Source organism: Corynebacterium sp. ES2794-CONJ1 (genome assembly GCF_025660615.1).
GTDB lineage: Bacteria > Actinomycetota > Actinomycetes > Mycobacteriales > Mycobacteriaceae > Corynebacterium.
In genome coordinates, this window is record NZ_JAOTIM010000002.1 from 208,146 (window position 1) to 226,755 (window position 18,610).

The window sequence follows — 18,610 nt, forward strand, 5'->3', positions numbered from 1 at the left end:
GCCCGTGGCGAATAAGCAAAGAATGAGCTCTGGAAGCGCGATCAGCACACCTTCACCAATCTCATACAGCCGTTTTCCACAGGCCCGGGTCCATGCAATCGCTAGCCAAGGATCTCTACGCCTAACCTAGGGGGCCTTCTGACACGCCTGAAGTCAGCCTTCTGGCTAGAGTTCGAAGGCCGTCCCCCTCGCAGTTCTCGCATATCTTAATCATGCACTCGATGAATGTTAAAGGGGGATCCCTAGGGGACAGGCAGGAAGCGCCACCTTACCGCTACTTCTAGGGTTCCATCTCATAGCGACTTAAACTCACGTCACTTGGTGTGAACCCAGATTGGTTGAATCCTTCACCCACGCTGAGCAGGCACAGTGTTAAGACCACGTGCAATGTGCGTTCCTGTTCCCTGGTGAGGGTTGAGCCTCAACGGATTCATTGCGACAGTGCTACGACGAGAGCCCACCTGAAAGCAATCTGGATAGTTCAGCATTCGCATTCAGAAGTTGAATGATGGTCTCGGTTTCTCACAGACCCCAGCCCTGTACACCCTCAACCCATGAGGCCGCTTAGATAACCTCCTAAAATTCTAGGGAGTAGGTATAACGTGTCCGTGCGTGATGCACTTCCCTGAACCTAGATTCGGTGTTATGATTGCCCTAGCTCATCAACCATGCGTTGAAGGAGTATCTGGAGCCGTTCACTATGTGGGCGGCTCTTGCTGTTGCCAAAAGGTATCACATTCCTTTTTAAGCTTCCGACGGCGATGCTCGTGATCGATATAGTATGCAGTAACAAGCAAGGCGTATCGTTCACGCTGTTCTATCACAACGATATAGTCAAACTCTGGCCTGGTGATCACGTAGCGCAGTTGCGAAGATCTCTTGCGGTCAATCCACCAACGAATGTCTGTTTCCTTGGGGAATTCGATATTGAAGATTTCAACGAGAAGTCGGATCCAGCGAATCCGAATGCAGCGATGGGGTTCTATTCTTCGTGAGGCTTCTGATCCTGACCCGCCAGAGATAATATGCCAAAAAATTGCATGACGTCCATCAACTTCGGGGTGCCTGCGGAGACTGACGCTTAGGCCATCTCTTTTCCAAGGAAGCGGACGATCAACTAGATCTGCAAGGAATATTTGGTACAGATTCTCGATATATTCATCGAGGGACATAGATCGTTGATCGAAAGCTGGTCCCGTATGGAAGGGTCGGTGCGGACTCATTTGTGAGCTCGCCACCGATAGATATTCATTTTCGTTTCCGAGGGCAGCGTGCTCTGAATCAGATTAATCCCTGAGCGTTCCCTGATTCTTTCAATCAGATACATTTTAGCTTCACTCGCCGTATCCCCTCGATTTGCGTAATTGATAGCGCCGATTAGTAGATCAGCAAGCTGTAGTAGACCGACTTGGTACGATTCCACAATTTGCATTCGGCGGATATTGCTCCTGCTGAAGTCGTACTCCGCGTTGATGAGTGATTGAGACAGGCGATCGATTTTGTCTTGACCGTTGGTATCTTTTTTATCGAAGTAGACGAATGCCTCGTCGTGGGCGGGGATTGCGTTGCGGATGAGATTAAACATCATGGTGTAATACCAATCGTCGTGCGTCTGACCAAAGCGCGCGTGATCGAGACCGCGCTTGGACGCCACAACGGCTCGAAAGCTCAGGTCATCATCATCAAAGAAGTAGTCAATAATATCGCGGTAGAACCCGAGTTTCGATGGGGAAACCTTCGTCCACTTAAGCTCGAGCGTACCCGGGATCTGGTGCTTAGCTCGGATCTCTCGAAGTCTTACTGCCACCTCGCGCGATCGTGCTGCAGGACAAATTATTGCACCTAAGACCATGTACGGCTGACCATCATTGGGTAAGTGCGTACTCTCATCGCAGTAAATATTTAGTGCAGGCACGACTAACTCCCTCGAGTGGACATTATAAGCAGTTAAGCACAGGCCTGCCTTTTCGGAGCGGCAAGCTCGGCGAGTGTATCGCTAATTAAATATACCGAAGCCTGCTGTGGAGATCTGTGAAGTACCCCCGTGCACATAGAGGCTCCCGTGAAGAACCATAAAAGGGAGTCAGGGATCGTGACTCTCAAACCTTTGAAATATATGCGCACACTAAAGTTTGCGGTCACGGTGATAAAACTTGACCTCTACAACGATGAAGGCTTCCATGTATATCTTTCTGGACCCGGTTGGTCCCTTACATTGCCGACGGTGACAACGAACAACCTTTGAGGTCTCTAACTAGTCGGGCAAGCACTTCGACCTCAAAGTTATGGAGATAAAGGCTCCCGCTCGCCCCGCGGTATATGATTCCCTAAGCCCGCCCCGCCACAGGCTTGAATACTGGATAAAAGCTGGCCACCTTACGATCGATGGAACTCTTACCGGATAGGGACCAGGAGAAAACGGGAGCTGACACGAGCTTCCTGCGAACTCCCCTTCGTATCGCAGAAAAATGGGCCCAGACTAAGTAACTCTTCGCTACTAGGCGATGCCAGCCAGGCACTTGAAAGACGCCGCTTATTTGTCCTCTGGTGTAATCAAGACTCGAAGAGTAGTGCCGAGTCCTGGAAGGATCTTCCCATCGCAATGTCGCCAAACCGTCAAACTGGCAGAGTCGAACTTCACACTTCTATTGAATGCACGCCTGAGATAAAGTTGATTCATAATGACGTTGGGGCAGGTACAGTTTAGAAATATCTAAAGATGGCCCTTACCTACTCGTTCGCTTTTTACAAACCTAGGCGTAGAGATCTTGAGAAGTGCGCTAAGAGGCACTTCTCTCGTGAAGTCTCTGAGCTGGGCAAACAGAAGTATCTAGATATTTTCAACAATGTTTAAGGAGATAAAATTGGCTCGCGTGAAAGTGGGGTGTAAACTCCCTGCTAGGTGCCCACAAAAAATGGGCGGAGTTGCAATCCACCTGTCGCTATGAAGCGAATTGAAACTTAACTGGGGCGAGGGGCACCTCTGACGGAACGGTTGCAATCCACCTGTCGCTATGAAGCGAATTGAAACTTTAGTTTATTCGCATATCGTTACTGAGTCGTATTCAGGTTGCAATCCACCTGTCGCTATGAAGCGAATTGAAACAAACCAACAATGACACAGTGCACTGCCGCTTTCCCGGTCGCAATCCACCTGTCAATATGAAGCGAATTGAAACTTTGGTATCACGTATGTATGAAAGTCGTGATATAACCTGTTGCAATCCACCTGTTGCTACGAAGCAAGGTAAGGTCTTGCGCAGCAGACGGAATTTATATCTCTGACAAAATGGTCGGGCATCGGATCAAATTCCCCTATCCCTTTTCAGTTAGACATCTCTCTGAATACCGAACTCTCCGTTCAAGGCCCGCGATTCTTCTATTCACTTTTATCAGCACACCTTTGTCGCTGAGAGGGAGCCAAGCTCTACGTCTTCCCTCTCCCATTGCTCCGCTCCTATCAGTCCGCCCCGGGGCCCACGCGAGTTTAAAGAGGACCGCGTACGCGGACTAACGGAGTTTTAGCAACACTCCCTGCATTAGTGCAGCCCTCCCGAATTCCGCATTAGTTCCCCGCCCGCTCTCGTACAAAACTTATGGGTACTCGTTTCCTGGACACGACCTGCGATCAGGCAATATTAGGTAAGCCTAATCCTTGTGCTATTTTGGTAGAAATATCCAATACCGCCTAGTCCCGTTTTTCCCTGTTCCCGAAAGGCAAGCAACTCACTGTGCGACTTTTAGCAATATCACGCGCCCTTTTGATCACCAGCACCAGCCTGGCGCTCCTACCACTTCACGCAGTAGCCAGCGAAGTTCCGGTGGAAGAGCTTCGCTGGGGTATTCGTACCAGCTTTAATAATTACACCGGCGGTCCAACCTTTTTAGAGGATGGGGTTACTTTTACCGATCGGACATTCCACTTCCCACTTCAGAGCTACCGTTTTGATTCCGAAACCCAGCGCACTGAGGCGCAATTCGGTGGTGAGGTTCGCTTTCGCAACTATTGTGGCACTAAGGAAAAAGCTCGAGACCTCTCGGCTACCTGCGATCTTGATATGACCCTTCGCAATCCCAAGATAGTTATCGATAACTCAGGCTCGTACCTCGAGGCCACCGTGCGCAGTAAGCAGTACCAGGATAAGAGTTACTATGCCCCGAGCGAGCCAGTAAAGATTGCTCGGCTCTCCACTGCCGGCGGTGCTTTTAAACAAGATACGGGCTATATCAATTGGGAGAATATTCCAACCACGCTCACGACCGAGGGCAATCGTATGTTCTCCGAATTCTATGAACCAGGTCAAGGGCTCGATCCGCTCTCCTTTAGTGCCAAGGGGCAGGGAGCACGGCCTGATTCTGATACTGGTTCGCTAGAGGTCATGCAGCAGAAGTGGCGCTCGCCTGCCACCTATGATCAGCACCATGGTTTGTACCAATTAGGAGATAAGGTTTTGGTATCGGTGGGTGGCCATGGTCTCTATCTCATCAATTCCGACATGAAGCAGATAGCCGAGGTGGATTTCCCATTGTCGCGCCATAATATTGCCGCGTTTGACGCCGTTCACGGCTATTTTTATTTCAGTGAATCCCCAAGCAGATTCGATCGCTTCAGCTCTGTCATTAAAAGAGTAAAGGTCACCAGTTCTGGCTTCGGGCAAATTGAACCCGTTGGCACAACCAAAGGCACTGTTTATAGCATTGGGGTGCACGATACGACTGGCGATATTATTGCCATTTCGGTGGAGAACAACCAATCATCGACCCCTACGGTGGAAAAGATCGGCCACCTCAATATTATTTCCGGCGGCGATACTCCCGCTATCAGCTCCGATATCGTCCTGCCTTCGGCGGCAGAGCTCTTTGCTACGAACGATATTGCGGGTGATAGCCCCTACGCCCCCGGTTTTGCGCCAGAGCCCATGGCCACAGTGCTGCTCAGTATGCCTGATGGCACTTTCGTTTATTCTTCGAATGCGGATATCTATCTCAATGGTGAGAATTCGGCCAAGCGCAAGGCCTTGATCAGCATTGATCCCCGCGCCCGGGAGCCTGAGGCGGTGGCAAAATTCATGCCGGGGTCACAAGAGGATAATTCCAATGAGTCGATGCCGGCTATGGCCAATAATGGGGCCGACATTATCCGCTGGAATAATTTCACCTCAGCCGGTAGCAATCAAGTTCAGCGGCTGATCTATGCCAATCGCGATGTGACGGCGGATCAAGGCTTAGCAGCACGCCCCGATCTCACAGGGTGGGCAGGAGTTAGTTGGGATAGCCAGAATCAGCCAGTCATGTTATCTGGTGAGCGTGGCCAGCTTATATGGTTCGACCCCTCAACTTTCACACCCGTCACTCATGATGGAAAAGAGCGCGTTTTTGATATTCCCAATGGGCGCGAAACCTCCAATAGGTCCCAAGGCAATTTCCTTGCGCTTGCTAACGGATCTTTTTTCGTACCCACTGTGGTGGAAAATAATACCAGCGGGATCGAGCACTATGAGCTGGTGCATATTGTCGATCCCACGCGCGAAGCTCTGAGCACCGAAACCCCAGAGGAAGCCCACCGGCGCGAAATTCGCGAATATAAGCAATTGGCATGGCAGATTTTCACCGATAGCCGCTCTCGCCTGAACGAGGCGCTAGAAAATCTCGCTGCGGTGAATAAAGCAGGCTCTGATACTGAAGTTACTGCCGCTCGTATGCGCGTCGACGAGGCACGACAAACCTATCTCGCCAGCCGCGAGAAGCTCGCTGAACTGTGGCCAGAGAAACTCCCTCAGAATGATGATCTGCTCAATCTCTCTGAGGACGAGACCCCGGCTCCTACCCCGATACCCGAAAGTGAAACCGGACTTAGTGGTGGCGCCATTGCGGGCATCATCATTGCGGTTCTTGCAGCTATTGGGCTCATTGGTGGCTTCATCGCGCAGCATCTCGGGCTGCTGGCTCAGTTCCTCCCGCGTATATAGATCTTTAAGATGAAAGGACATATCATGCACAATTACCGTCATTTATTGTCTGGTGTGGCGCTTGCTAGTGCGCTAGCCACTGGCGCTGCCTTGCTGCCTGCCCCTACTGCTGTCATTCCTCAGGGGATAGCTCATGAGACTAGCGTTGATGGCTATGAGATAGAGACTAGTGATGCCATGCCGCATAAATACTATGTGGACAAGGCTGCTGATAGTGCCCAGTATATGGGCGAGTTGCATACTTTCCACGCCCTAAGCCAATTGCGCCACGTCTATCACACTGCTGCCTACCAGCAAAAATACGCAGATTATACGCAGCGTACCCCGAAGATGAACCAAGCCCACCAATTATCTGAGGATAATTGCTATATCGCCAAGGCTCGGTTGGGTCTTGCGATGATGAAGGTGGAAGGTGATGCTGCAGCTAGAGCTCTTGATCTCAGCAAGGTGGGCTTTGACTTCAACGAGAGTAAACAGGCACTAGAGTTGCTGCGCCAAAGCTCCACAGAGTTACTGGCCCGCCGTGATGCTCTAAAAGCGCAGGATAGCCTCGATAAGCGTATTGCTTTGATCAATAACCGCGAGAAAATCGTCTCCGATGGTGCCAACCGCCTTCGCGATATTATCGGTGACCTCGAGGCAGGCACACCTACTGCAGAGATCTCCCCGTTCGCGGTGGTTAATTACGACATTGCTCAAGGTTTTGTAGATTGCGAATTGGGCTTAAGTACCGACGCCGCGTGTCGGAAGCTCAACAATGATCGCGACGAGAAGCGCTATCCAGGCCACCCGTTAACCGACCATGCTAAGCAGTTGACTGTTACGGTCGTAGATCCGCTGGTTCCTAACACCGGTATGCGCCCCGCTATAGAGCGCGATGCCGAGACAAATCAACAGCTCTTAGAGCTGGCCTACGGAGCACTCCCGAAGGCCAATCACGATCCCGCACCTTCTCACACTCCCTCCCCAGCTCCGCAACCTCCAACGACATCTGCGCAGCCAACCCCTGACCTTGAACCTGATGAACCCGCCAATCCTCAGGATATGGGCGTTGGACGTATAGTGGGCATAGTGGTGGGGGTCATTGCTGGCCTCATCGGTTTGGCAGCGATCGTTATAGCAGCATTCAATCACTTCATCCCCCGCTAATTACTCCTCGCATACGGAATAGAACCCCCTAGGAATTTCTCCTAGGGGGTTTCTGTGGGCTCTATTCGTAGCGCAGCGCTTCGATGGGGTCTAATTTTGCAGCCTTATTGGCGGGATACCAGCCGAAGAATACTCCGATAATTAAACAGAATCCGATGGATACTAGAATGCCCCAGAGCGGAGGAGCAGTCACCCCGCCCATGAAATAGGAGCCGATCATACCCAAGATCGATCCGGTGGCAAGGCCAATAAGTCCACCGATCATACACACGACAATGGCTTCGATAACGAATTGGCGTCGGATATCGCGCCTAGTGGCACCGAGGGCTTTGCGGATACCGATCTCTCTGGTGCGCTCGGTGACGGTAATGAGCATAATATTCATTACTCCGATACCGCCCACAAAAAGCGAGATACCGCCAATCGCGGCGATGGCCGCGCTGATGGTCGAGAGGAAGGTATTGAGAATCGCCAAGCTCTGCGCCCCGTCGAAAACCCGTACGTTGTAGTCGGGGTTGTCCTGGTAATAGGATTCGAAGAAGGATGAGACTTTATCCATAAATTCCGCAGGCTCAATGCGCGGCCCTTTACGCAAAAAGATATTCTGCCAATAGTTCTCCTCACCGGTGAAGTACTCCTGGAGGGAATACGGCATAAGAGCGGCATTTCGCGGGCCGCTGATATTGAAGAGGTTTCCTTCTGCTGGTTTCTGCACGCCAATCACGCTCACACTGACGAAGCTCTCTTCGGATTCAAAATCGAGTGTGGATCCAATAGCGCGCTTAACATTTCCTTTAAAAAGCGCCTGCGCCAGCTGATCTGAAATCACCGCCACAGGACGGCTATTGGCAATATCGTCGGCCGAAATCCCGCGACCCACCTCAACCGGAATATCCCGCAAAGTAGCATAATCTTCATTCACAAAGCTAACGGTTCCGTCCGCGTCTGCTTCACCAGAGTTGAAATTACCAAAACTAGCCGATTGATCACCGATGGCAACACCGGCGAGGTCATCACCCATAACCTGACGAAGGCGCTCGATCATATCTTCGCTAATGCCATCCTCGGGGTCCTCGAGTGGTCCGAAGTAAAAATAAGCGTCTTCCCCGCCGAGCTCTTCGAGCTCTTCTTCGCTTAAAGTGGGCTGGATCTGCAGGGAGTAGTCGGCCGCACCAAGGCTGGCCAGACTGGAATTGGCATTCACTTTCAGAGCTTGCCCGAGGGTAAGAATAGCGATCACGGAAGCAATACCGATAACGACACCTAAAAGCGTCAGCAATGAGCGCAGTTTATTGCCGGCGATATTACTCCATGCGAGTCTCAGCGATTCAAGTACGCTCACTGGTGGTCACCTCGATTTGTGGCCCGTTGGGTTGCCTTAATCAGCTCAGGATCTCGGGGAGCCCTGGGACCGCGCAGCACTCCATCACGCATCGTGACCGTGCGGGTCGTCTCTTTAGCCAGCTCGGGGTTGTGGGTAATAAAGACTATGGTGCGCTGCTGTTCTTGATTGAGGGTATGAAATAAGTCCATCACCATGCGGCCAGTTTTGGAGTCGAGGGCACCGGTGGGCTCGTCGGCAAGAATAAGCGAGGGGTTATTAGCAAGGGCGCGGGCAATAGCGACACGCTGCTTCTGCCCACCCGATAATTCACTCGGCGCGTGCCCTGCGCGGTCGGCCATACCCACCATATCCAGTAAATGCATAGCGCGTTCTTCGCGCTCTTTGCGGGATTCACCTGCGTACATCATCGACATTTCCACATTTTGCCTAGCGCTAATGCGCCCAATGAGGTTGAAGTTCTGGAAAACGAATCCGATGTGTTTACTGCGGTAGCGCGAAGCCTGATCATCGCGAAGATCGAGGACGTCCACCCCTTCGAGCAGGTATTTTCCACGTGTGGGACGATCGAGCATCCCAATGATATTCATCAACGTGGATTTACCGCACCCGGAAGCCCCGACAATGGAAACAAATTCCCCGTCAGCGACGTCGAATTCGCAATTATGCAGCACAGTCAACTCATTCTCGGTATCAGCATTGAAGGTTTTGTAGATGCCTCTCATATCAATAAGCTGCGGCGGCATACTATCGATTTGAGTCATTAATTAACCTTCTCCACTGTGACGTCATCCCCAGATTGCGCGGTGGTTGATGGTGCAGCAGCGGGGTCTTCGGCAACCTCAACCTCATCATCCACATCGGTTATGAAGCGCTGATAGTCACCTAGGATGCGATCACCCGTCTTCACCTCTCCGCCCGTGACCTCATAATCGAAGTCAAGTTCCTTACCCAGGTCGATGCGGCGCTTGCGAATAATATCGGTGCCATCCTCCTTCGCGACAACGAGCACGAAATTTCCGTCGGGACCTTTAAACACGGAGTCTTTGGATACGAGAGGGTTATCGCTGGCTTTTTCGGTAATAATTTTCGCTTTAACAGAGCTGCCTAATAGGAGGCCGTCTCGGTCGCCTATAACCTCAATTTCAATTGGAAAGGTAGGTTTGGAGGAACTAGTTTGTCCAGAACCTGCTGCTTGGGGGTTCATAGCGGTAGAGCCATCGGTGCTAGCAGCCGGTGAAATAAAGGACACGCGACCCTTAAACTTCTTATTCTCAGTAGCGGTGGTGGTGAAATCTACCTCTTGTCCTACCTTTACCTTGGAGATATCGATCTCTTTGATGGTGGAGTGGATAATGAGGCGACGGTCATCGGCCACCATCATCAAGGGACCGGTAGCCGGGGTGCCTTCTTTGGCATCTACGCGGGTGATAATTCCAGATATTGGGCTGCGCACCTCGGCGGAGGCAATATCTACTTGCAACTGCTGATTTGATGCTCCATTGGCCGCACGGCTCGCCCGCGCGGAGCGCATCGCATCATCGATAGCGGCTTGCTGGTTTTGTACCTGGTTATCGACACTGCGCTGTGCTGCGATGACATTGGTCGCAGCATCCTTCTTAGCATCAAAGGCCAGAGCTAGTTCCCGCTGGGCATTCTGAAGCTTTAGATCCACGCCCCCGAGGGTATTATTGAGTAGATTTTGCGCATCGTTGAGGTTACGCAGGCTGGCTAAGAGTCCCGCCGCATTGCTGGCAGTGGTAAGACCAGCGCCCACATAGTTCTCCGGATAGCGCTTCAGTTTCTCCTGCAGGGCTTTTACTAAGGCCTGGGTGGAGGCGATATCAGCATCGAGACGGGCTATCTCGATGGGATCTGTGGCCAGGCCGCGTTGCGAGATCAACTGGGCCAGTTTGGTATTAAGCGCGGCTAGTTCCGCGGTATCGCGGGCCTGGTCTTCTGCGCGATAGAAAATGGTGGTACCGGTGCGAGCCGCCTCAAGTGCTGAGTTTAAAACCTGGTCCCGTGCTGCCTCGACGGCTGCGGTCTGGCCGATAATGCTCGGATCATTGCCTCGATCAACCTGGGAGCGCTGGAAATCATACTCCGCCTGAGCGCGCTGATATTGAGCGTCCGCCTGGCGCAAGGCGGCTTGCGCTGCGGATATTTCCCCGTTGAGGCCATCGTTATTCAGGCCCACAAGCTGATCGTATTGGCGCTGTGCCGCTTGAATTTGGCTAATCGATGCCGCATCTTGGGCAGCTTGCTGCGCTTGTGCAGTAGCAAGCTGGCGCTCAATCTGACTGGTATCCATACGCGCAAGGATCTGGTCTACTTGGACGCGGTCGCCCACTTTGACAGATACCTTATTAACCGGTGCTGCCAGGTTTGTGGTTAGCGCCACCGAGCTTTGGGCTTCGATGGTGCCAGAGATGGATACCTTTTTTGCGTTATCTCGCTTGGAGAGCTCCTGGTAATCAGCTGCACTGATTTCCTGTTTATTGTTGGAGACATAATAGATTCCCCCGCCCGTTGCCAGGGCCAGCGCTAGTAGCACCGAACCTCCGATAAGTACGCTCTTATTTGCTACGGTTGATATGGCCACGATGACTGGCTGACCTTTCTATTGGCTCTATAAAGCGATGTCTCTTCTTATAAGTAATGCTAACAAAGGGATAGCATTCTTGACCACCCTGATTATCCAAAACGGGGTGAGGGCAAACCCTGAGTTATTGACAGTGTTCTTCTCCCCCACCCTGAGGGTTATGTCATCTGAGCGGGAGATTTACGCGCTCTAATCGGTGAGGTTACTGGTGCTTGAATTCCGGGGCGCGCTTATGAGCGAAAGCATCCATCCCCTCTTTTTGATCCGCGGTAGCAAAGAGGGCATGGAAAGTACGTCGTTCAAAAAGCAGGCCTTGCTGCAGTGTGCTCTCATAGGCTGTGTTGATCTGTTCTTTAATGAGGGAGGTTGCAATAAAAGATCGCTCTGCGATCGTGGTAGCGACCTCGAGGGCAGTATCAAGGAGATCGGCTGCGGGAACCACCCGTGCAACCAAGCCTGCGCGCTCTGCTTCCTCGGCATCGATCATTCGGCCGGTTAAACACATGTCCATCGCTTTCGCCTTGCCAACAGCCCGGCTAAGCCGCTGCGAACCGCCCATACCTGGGGTAATGCCGAGATTAACTTCTGGTTGGCCGAACTTTGCGGTATCACTAGCGATAATGAAATCGCACATCATAGCCACTTCGCACCCTCCGCCCAAGGCATAGCCGTTGACCGCGGCAATAATCGGGGTACGCGCAGAGCTTAGGCCATCCCAGCCAGAGAACCAGTTACTGAGATACATCTCAGGTGCGGATTTCGTGGACATTTCCTTGATATCCGCGCCTGCGGCAAAGGCCCGCTCACTGCCAGTGAGCACAATGGCACCGATATTTGGGTCTGCGTCGAATGTGTCTACGGCGGCAACGACCTCCTCCATGAGTTGCTTGTTTAAGGCATTGAGGGCTTTGGGCCGGTTGAAGGTAATCAGTCCGACGCGGCCATGCGTCTCAGTGAGGATGGTTTCGTAGGTCATTGCTGGCTCCTTAAAATGACGTGGGCACAATAAAAATCCCGTGTATGGGGGTTATCCTCAAGGCTAGCGTAGGAGAGCCAGTTGCCTGCAGTAATATTGACCACCTTTTACTCATCTGACTGTGAGGCGATAGGCGACGACAGGTGACGAAAAACAAAACCACCCGCTCTCGTGATTATCACAAGAGCGGGTGGGAAAGTAGTGCTGAGGCGATCTACTCGCCTCAGCACCTTATTGCTACTTCTTGAATGGGAAGCCGAGTTCACGCAGGAGAGCGCGGCCTTCATCATTGTTGGTAGCGGAAGTTACAACGGTGATATCCATACCGCGCTGGCGGTCGACCTTATCAACGTCGATCTCGTAGAACATGGTCTGCTCGGAGAGACCGAAGGTGTAGTTACCATGACCATCGAACTGCTGATCAGAGAGGCCGCGGAAGTCACGAATACGTGGCAGGGCAACAGTGAGCAGGCGATCGAGGAATTCCCACATACGGTCGCCACGCAAGGTTACGCGGGCACCGATGGGCATACCTTCACGAAGCTTGAAGTTAGCAATCGACTTCTTAGCGCGACGCAGCTCAGGCTTCTGGCCAGTAATGGCGGTGAGATCTTCCAAAGCGCCGTTGATCAGCTTGGAATCGCGGGCAGCGTCGCCCACGCCCATATTGACAACAACCTTCACGACACCAGGGATCTGCATGACGTTGTCATAGGAGAACTCTTTATTGAGCTTGGTACGAATTTCCTCGCGGTAGCGGGTCTTAAGACGTGGAGTGTAATCGCTCATGATTAGATGTCCTTCCCATTACGACGAGAGATACGGACTTTCTTGCCGTTCTCATCGAGGCGGTAGCCAACGCGGGTTGGCTTGCCGTCGGAGTCGAGGACCATCACGTTGGAAACGTGAATAAGAGCTTCTTGGGTCACGATTCCGCCGGACTCTGCACCACGCTCTGGGGCAGAGTTTGCTACATGCTTTTTAATGCGGTTAACGCCTTCAACCAAAACCTTTTCGGTCTTAGGATAAGCCTCAATAACCTTGCCTTGTGCGCCCTTATCGGGGCCGGAGATTACGACGACCATGTCGCCCTTATGGATCTTCATAAGATTAAATCACCTCCGGTGCAAGGGATACGATCTTCATGAATTTCTTATCACGAAGTTCACGAGCAACGGGGCCGAAAATACGGGTGCCCTTAGGCTCGTTATCGTTCTTAATAATCACAGCAGCGTTCTCGTCGAACTTGATATAGGAACCGTCTGCGCGACGAGTTTCCTTCTTCGCGCGAACAATAACAGCTTTCACAATCTCGCCAGCTTTAACGTTGCCGCCGGGAGTTGCTTCTTTGACTGTAGCGACAATAACGTCGCCCAGACCAGCAAAGCGTCGAGTGGAGCCGCCGAGGACGCGGATGCACAAAATTTCCCGTGCACCGGTGTTGTCGGCGACCTTCAGACGCGATTCTTGTTGAATCACTAGGGGTCTCCTTGACCTAAATTTTATGTGTGGCAGAGTTCCGGACTGACACACGCGGTCTATGTACTGCTGCCTCCGTTTTTGGCCCCGAGGGGCATTCAAGCCGCCGTTGCCCCGGAATCGGGCATCGCAAGCTCAAACCTATAAAAGGCAACCCAGATAGTAAACCACAAAGATCCAACGGGCGCAAAACGGTAGCACCACATATGGCAACTCAATGACCTGCGCCTTCACAAACCCACTGAGCGCGTGACGACGGTTGTAAGAATGAGGGCCGTAGGGGTGTCCAGACGAACTGCTCAGTGACTACACTGTTGATCCTGCTTCGCATTGGGACTCAAGTGATCGAGCATCTCACTGTAAAATACTATCCGCCATCGATTCGCTCTGGCCCACCTCGATATCGCACTGTCAACTGCGCCATACTGTGGGCGCTAGGCAATCAGCGAGCCCTCCGAGGTGTTTACCTCAAGTATTTACCCCAGTGCCCACACACCCGTCACACCTCAGCGGGGCAACCACATGGCAGATAGTTGCTCATTAAACTGGCGATCACTTCCGCTATACGCTGCGTCTAAGCTAACACCTGCTGCGCGAAATTGTGAAGGTTATTGCCAACCACGTGCACGGCTAAAAACGAATCTGCGCGAAATTATGATCTGGTGTATCACACCCCACCACAAAAACCGTGCTTTGAGACTGGCGCACACGTCATCGCAAGAGCCTGTTTCTCTTCTTGCTTGTCATATTCCACTAACTCCTCGACATTCGCTCGATCGACGAAGTCCCCCTAGGGACGGGCAGATGGGAAAAACCTCAGATTACAAGGCTCTTTGTAATCCGCTGACTTATCGAGCAACCTCACTCCAGTAGGGTCTCCCCACCCCCATTACCTATGGGCAGTTATGATGCTGCGCGCTAAGAGATCGGCAGCCCTGAGCTCACGCTGTACGCGGATTGACGAGCGCACCAACTCCGAACTCTCCTCCACGCTTAGCTACCCAGCCCTATCTGTAAAAACCTGTGTTCGAAAGCGACAGCCTACGCCGTGTTCTCAATTGAGCACAGGTAGCCACCCGGTAACAACGGCAATTAATCTGGTTCGGGCTTCTACCCCACCAGAGCCACCGCCCGATTCGGTGGATAATTGCGAAAACGTGAGGGTGCCCCCTTTCGCAGTTGGACACTGGTGGCGCAGTTGGGATGCCATCTTCTCACTACGGAGGGTATCGCGACGTGAATACTAAAGGTGCGCAGGGAGGAAATCACGTATAAGACCCAACGCAATAATATGTTCATAAGGGTTCACCTCCGGTGCTTTCGTCGAAAATTACCACTCGCGGTGCGTGAAACTTCTCTACATCCTGAGAAAGGGGGAAGGTGATGAGATACCAAATATTTCTTCTTAGAAACTTTTGAACACAACTGACTCGTGTAAATACCTAATATGAATCTGGATATCAGACGGCTGTGCCGCCCCGGTGAATACCGAACCGACTGCCAGTTAAGCGATCACTACTGGTAAATGCAGTACTTATTTAGGATTTTTGGCAAGCGCTACAGCAACGAGTTATTCACCAAACAGTAGTGGCATTCAATAATGCCCACAGAACTTGCTACCCGACCGAAGTACAAGCAAATCAACCCACGCGATCGAGTAACCGCTGAAGGTTAACGCGATCGTTAGGAAAGAACTTTTGACACTGCCGTGGGGGCTTCTCTACGACCCCTACACGTCGCATGCTAGCCCTTATAGCCCCTTATAGCGCTCGACCTCGCACTTAAACCTCGCATGGAATGGATACCTCTTGGTAGCTCCTGGACATACCAAACTTAAGAGCCGACTCCATCTCCAATCAGCCCCCAAAACCCCATTTTTTTCAAACTAACTCCGTGGAGAATCTATCAGTGCACTCCCGAGATGAGAGAACCTTGTCTAAGGATCCACGTGAGAGGTGAACAAAGCACTGAGACTGGTTGAAACTAGCCAAGCCAGCACCAGATGTTCAATGAAGAGCTCATAACCCCAGCTGGCCCGCTGATAACTGGTGTATGGGCGACCCAAAGATCGAACGAAGCACCCTTGAAGTATGAACCTGAAGTGCTGGGTAGAGCGACTCAATAAGAAAGCACCGAGCGTTAGCTCGTGACGCCCATATGTCAGAGAAATAGCCCACCGTAAGTCATCTCGCTTTCGTATCGCGATCTGGATCCAACCAGCACAGATATATTGTAGAATTACCACTAATTCTTCGTCGCAATTATCATTCTAGGGGGACTAAGACGCCTCAACCATAGGAAAAATTCACGTTACACATCTAGTGAAAATGGAGATTTTCTACGCCCAGAGTCGGGCTAATTAAGCAACGCTTAACCGCGCAACCTCAATTCTCGCACGAAGTCTCTGAGCAGCATAAATGGAAAATCTTAGAAGTTTTTTTGGTATTTTGGAGATAAAAGTTGGCTCGCATGAAACGAGGGTGTAAACTCCCAGCTAGGAGCTCACTAAAAATGGGAAGGGTTGCAATCCACCTGTCGCTATGAAGCGAATTGAAACCTTGATTCGGCGGTTTGTCGAAGATGAATAGTGTGTTGCAATCCACCTGTCGCTATGAAGCGAATTGAAACTTCATTTTAACTATGTTTGATTTTACCTCGATCTCCGGTGTTGCAATCCACCTGTCGCTATGAAGCGAATTGAAACTGCAACTGCCTAGCCGCGAACTCCAAACCACTCACAGGTTGCAATCCACCTGTCGCTATGAAGCGAATTGAAACGGGAAAAACAGGTCGGAGCGGTCCTTCCCCGCGGCTTCAGTTGCAATCCACCTGTCGCTATGAAGCGAATTGAAACCCAAGTCGAGTCCTAACACAAAACTCATATCGGCTCCTGTTGCAATCCACCTGTCGCTATGAAGCGAATTGAAACCTTCTCTCGGGTGTCTTTTCTCCAAGGTCATTTACGGTTGCAATCCACCTGTCGCTATGAAGCGAATTGAAACTGGGGCAGTACTAAAAATTCACTTCCTAGCCCTTTTAGTTGCAATCCACCTGTCGCTATGAAGCGAATTGAAACCCGTCAGGTTCTCTAGAAAGCCCCTCAGGTCTTCAAGTTGCAATCCACCTGTCGCTATGAAGCGAATTGAAACTTTACAGATGGGAGGGCTGTAAAGGCCTCCCTTGTTGCAATCCACCTGTCGCTATGAAGCGAATTGAAACAGGGAACAAAGAAGGAACACCCGTAGTGATTTTCCTCAGGTTGCAATCCACCTGTCGCTATGAAGCGAATTGAAACAATGCTATCTTCCCTCATTCCCTCGTGCTTTTGTTGTGTTGCAATCCACCTGTCGCTATGAAGCGAATTGAAACCCGGCGAGATCGGCAGTTGTCCACATTCGTTCCACTTCAAGTTGCAATCCACCTGTCGCTACGGTGCGAGAGGAAACTTGAGTTCAAGACTGTGCTTCACGCAAATTGACCGAGTTACGATCCGCCTAGCGTTGTAGCGGTACCTGAAAAGTTAAAAATCTTTGTAGGCCCAGGATCGGCGATTACCTGAAAGATCTTCAAAATCCTTACGTTCAAGCTATTCGCCATTTAAAATGGCCTTAGCAAATCTACTATCTGGTCTGTAAGTGCGCATATCCTAGAGCGCACGATAGTCACTGTGTACAGTCCTATTTTACAGGGAAGTCAACCATGAACAGCAATGAATTAATGAGCCTGCGAGAGCCTTTCTGCTTCTTGGAAGACTCATTCGAGGGCGCCAGTGAATCACCCTCACGAAATGTACCCGTCGTTAAAACTCTTTATGTCAATCATATGGGGGCGTTGATTAGAAGGAGCCAAGGAAGAATTATCGTCGAAACGGAGGCGGATGAAAACTCGCTTGATTTTCCAGAGGAACACATCCGTTCCATCGTCGTCTTTGGTGCTACTGCACTGACTTCTGGCGCACGGGATTGGGCGCTACGCGAAGGAAAAGATGTCCACTACCTGTCATATCGCGGCTCCTACTTGGGTTCACTCAGCAGTGCGCATTCAATCGCGCGGGGGGATCGCCTTCGACAGCAATTAAGTTTCTGTCAGGACGCTCATCGGTCACTGGAGCTCTCCCGGGAAATACTTCGATCCAAAGTTCACCACCAAATCACTCTTCTCCGTCGGTATAACTATCGGGAAAAATCACGTACCATCGAGCGCAATATCGAGGCTATGGTGGACATGTGTGGAGACATGCGTTTAGCTACTACCAAACAAGAGCTGATGGGTTTTGAGGGATCATGCGCCCGCGTTTATTTTCATTCCCTTAGCCGACTTGCTCCTGAAGAACTTCGATTTGAGAAGCGCACGCGCCGTCCACCTTTGGATATTTTTAATGCCGCCCTGAGTTACGGTTACGCGATTCTGCTCGCCGAGGCGACCAGCGCCCTGATATCAGCGGGTCTGGAACCTGGTCTCGGCGTGTTACACACTGCCAATTCCCAAAATCCACGATTGAGTTTGGCCCTCGATTTTGTCGAAGAGTTTCGGCCCTACGTTGTGGACCTGGTAGTTCTACAACTCACACGACGCAATTACCTCACCAATGATCACGGAGAGGCTTGGGCTAGTAAGCCAGGCGGTGTGCTGTTGAATCGGGAAGGTAAGCGGGTAGTCCTCAATGGCTATGAGAATCGGATGATCCAGGTGCAAAAGGGGGCTATTCCAGCATTTTCGGGCAGTGTTCGCAGAATCATCTACCGGCAAGCTGAGCGGCTCATGCTCAATATCACCGAGAGCGAACCATACCGGAGGATTCTATGGAGATGACTAAGCTCGTCAGCTACGATATTTCTTCCAATAAGAGGCGAAAGAAAGTCGTAACTCGACTGCAGGCATGGGGAGAACGTCTACAGAAATCAGTTTTCCTCGTCTCTGGCGATAGTGAAAAACTAAAAATCCTGGAAAAACAACTGGCCAAGATCATAGATTCGAACGACGATAGCGTGCTTATCCTGCCAATCTGTGAAAACTGCCAGGATTCCACAGCAACCCACGGCACTCTTGATCTACCCAAGGAAACCTCAGCGTGGTACGTGTTATAGAAA

The 18,610-nt window shown here is 51.3% G+C and carries 13 protein-coding genes and 1 CRISPR repeat array; of the genes, 4 read left to right on the forward strand and 9 right to left on the reverse strand.

Translation table 11 applies throughout. The features are described 5' to 3' along the window. Window positions 1–698 precede the first annotated feature (698 nt). Window positions 699–1,223, reverse strand: coding sequence for a hypothetical protein (locus tag N7326_RS03335; protein WP_263088137.1), 525 nt, complete (start codon window positions 1,221–1,223; stop codon window positions 699–701). After that, window positions 1,220–1,915, reverse strand: a complete 696-nt coding sequence (locus N7326_RS03340; protein ID WP_259077324.1) for a DUF3800 domain-containing protein — start codon at window positions 1,913–1,915, stop codon at window positions 1,220–1,222. Before N7326_RS03340 ends, N7326_RS03335 begins: the two co-directional genes overlap by 4 nt. Before the next feature lie 1,816 nt (window positions 1,916–3,731). Between N7326_RS03340 and N7326_RS03345 the strand changes: the two genes are divergently transcribed. Together N7326_RS03345 and N7326_RS03350 are read left to right on the forward strand one after the other, a co-directional pair. Beyond that, window positions 3,732–5,969: an HtaA domain-containing protein gene (locus tag N7326_RS03345; protein WP_263088138.1), complete on the forward strand. Its 2,238-nt coding sequence runs from the start codon at window positions 3,732–3,734 to the stop codon at window positions 5,967–5,969. 24 nt (window positions 5,970–5,993) lie between these two features. Continuing rightward, window positions 5,994–7,118, forward strand: coding sequence for a hypothetical protein (locus N7326_RS03350; RefSeq protein WP_263088139.1), 1,125 nt, complete (start codon window positions 5,994–5,996; stop codon window positions 7,116–7,118). Between the two features lie 61 nt (window positions 7,119–7,179). Here the strand turns inward: N7326_RS03350 and N7326_RS03355 are convergent, their stop codons facing one another. The 7 genes from N7326_RS03355 to rplN form a co-directional block, all read right to left on the reverse strand. Beyond that, window positions 7,180–8,460, reverse strand: coding sequence for an ABC transporter permease (locus tag N7326_RS03355; protein ID WP_259077329.1), 1,281 nt, complete (start codon window positions 8,458–8,460; stop codon window positions 7,180–7,182). After that, window positions 8,457–9,206 (reverse strand): ABC transporter ATP-binding protein, encoded by a 750-nt coding sequence (locus tag N7326_RS03360; protein WP_310470301.1) that lies wholly within the window; start codon window positions 9,204–9,206, stop codon window positions 8,457–8,459. Before N7326_RS03360 ends, N7326_RS03355 begins: the two co-directional genes overlap by 4 nt. A gap of 17 nt (window positions 9,207–9,223) precedes the next feature. Then, a complete protein-coding gene (locus tag N7326_RS03365; RefSeq protein WP_263088140.1) occupies window positions 9,224–11,065 on the reverse strand; it encodes an efflux RND transporter periplasmic adaptor subunit in 1,842 nt (613 codons plus the stop codon). 202 nt (window positions 11,066–11,267) lie between these two features. Continuing rightward, window positions 11,268–12,041, reverse strand: coding sequence for an enoyl-CoA hydratase (locus tag N7326_RS03370; protein ID WP_259158007.1), 774 nt, complete (start codon window positions 12,039–12,041; stop codon window positions 11,268–11,270). A 237-nt stretch (window positions 12,042–12,278) separates the two neighbouring features. Further along, entirely contained in the window at window positions 12,279–12,833 is a 555-nt protein-coding gene (gene rplE, locus N7326_RS03375) for a 50S ribosomal protein L5 (protein ID WP_259077794.1), read from the reverse strand. Continuing rightward, window positions 12,833–13,147, reverse strand: coding sequence for a 50S ribosomal protein L24 (rplX, locus tag N7326_RS03380; protein WP_263088141.1), 315 nt, complete (start codon window positions 13,145–13,147; stop codon window positions 12,833–12,835). Before rplX ends, rplE begins: the two co-directional genes overlap by 1 nt. Window positions 13,148–13,151: 4 nt before the next feature. Beyond that, window positions 13,152–13,520, reverse strand: coding sequence for a 50S ribosomal protein L14 (gene rplN, locus N7326_RS03385; protein ID WP_263088142.1), 369 nt, complete (start codon window positions 13,518–13,520; stop codon window positions 13,152–13,154). A gap of 2,520 nt (window positions 13,521–16,040) precedes the next feature. After that, window positions 16,041–16,966: direct repeats of the CRISPR family, unit length 37 nt; unit sequence GTTGCAATCCACCTGTCGCTATGAAGCGAATTGAAAC. 253 nt (window positions 16,967–17,219) lie between these two features. Here rplN and cas1 point away from each other — a divergent pair. Next, entirely contained in the window at window positions 17,220–18,332 is a 1,113-nt protein-coding gene (cas1, locus tag N7326_RS03390; RefSeq protein ID WP_263088143.1) for a CRISPR-associated endonuclease Cas1, read from the forward strand. After that, window positions 18,329–18,607, forward strand: a complete 279-nt coding sequence (cas2, locus tag N7326_RS03395) for a CRISPR-associated endonuclease Cas2 (protein WP_263088144.1) — start codon at window positions 18,329–18,331, stop codon at window positions 18,605–18,607. The genes cas1 and cas2 overlap by 4 nt, the downstream gene beginning before the upstream one ends. Window positions 18,608–18,610 lie beyond the last annotated feature (3 nt).

Excerpts from the sequence above, each read along its gene's own strand:
- cas1 (WP_263088143.1), top strand. The coding sequence starts at position 17,220 with ATGAACAGCAATGAATTAATGAGCCTGCGAGAGCCTTTCTGCTTCTTG.
- rplX (WP_263088141.1), bottom strand. The coding sequence starts at position 13,147 with ATGAAGATCCATAAGGGCGACATGGTCGTCGTAATCTCCGGCCCCGAT.
- N7326_RS03350 (WP_263088139.1), top strand. The coding sequence starts at position 5,994 with ATGCACAATTACCGTCATTTATTGTCTGGTGTGGCGCTTGCTAGTGCG.
- N7326_RS03335 (WP_263088137.1), bottom strand. The coding sequence starts at position 1,223 with ATGAGTCCGCACCGACCCTTCCATACGGGACCAGCTTTCGATCAACGA.
- N7326_RS03360 (WP_310470301.1), bottom strand. The coding sequence starts at position 9,206 with ATGCCGCCGCAGCTTATTGATATGAGAGGCATCTACAAAACCTTCAAT.
- N7326_RS03370 (WP_259158007.1), bottom strand. The coding sequence starts at position 12,041 with ATGACCTACGAAACCATCCTCACTGAGACGCATGGCCGCGTCGGACTG.
- cas2 (WP_263088144.1), top strand. The coding sequence starts at position 18,329 with ATGACTAAGCTCGTCAGCTACGATATTTCTTCCAATAAGAGGCGAAAG.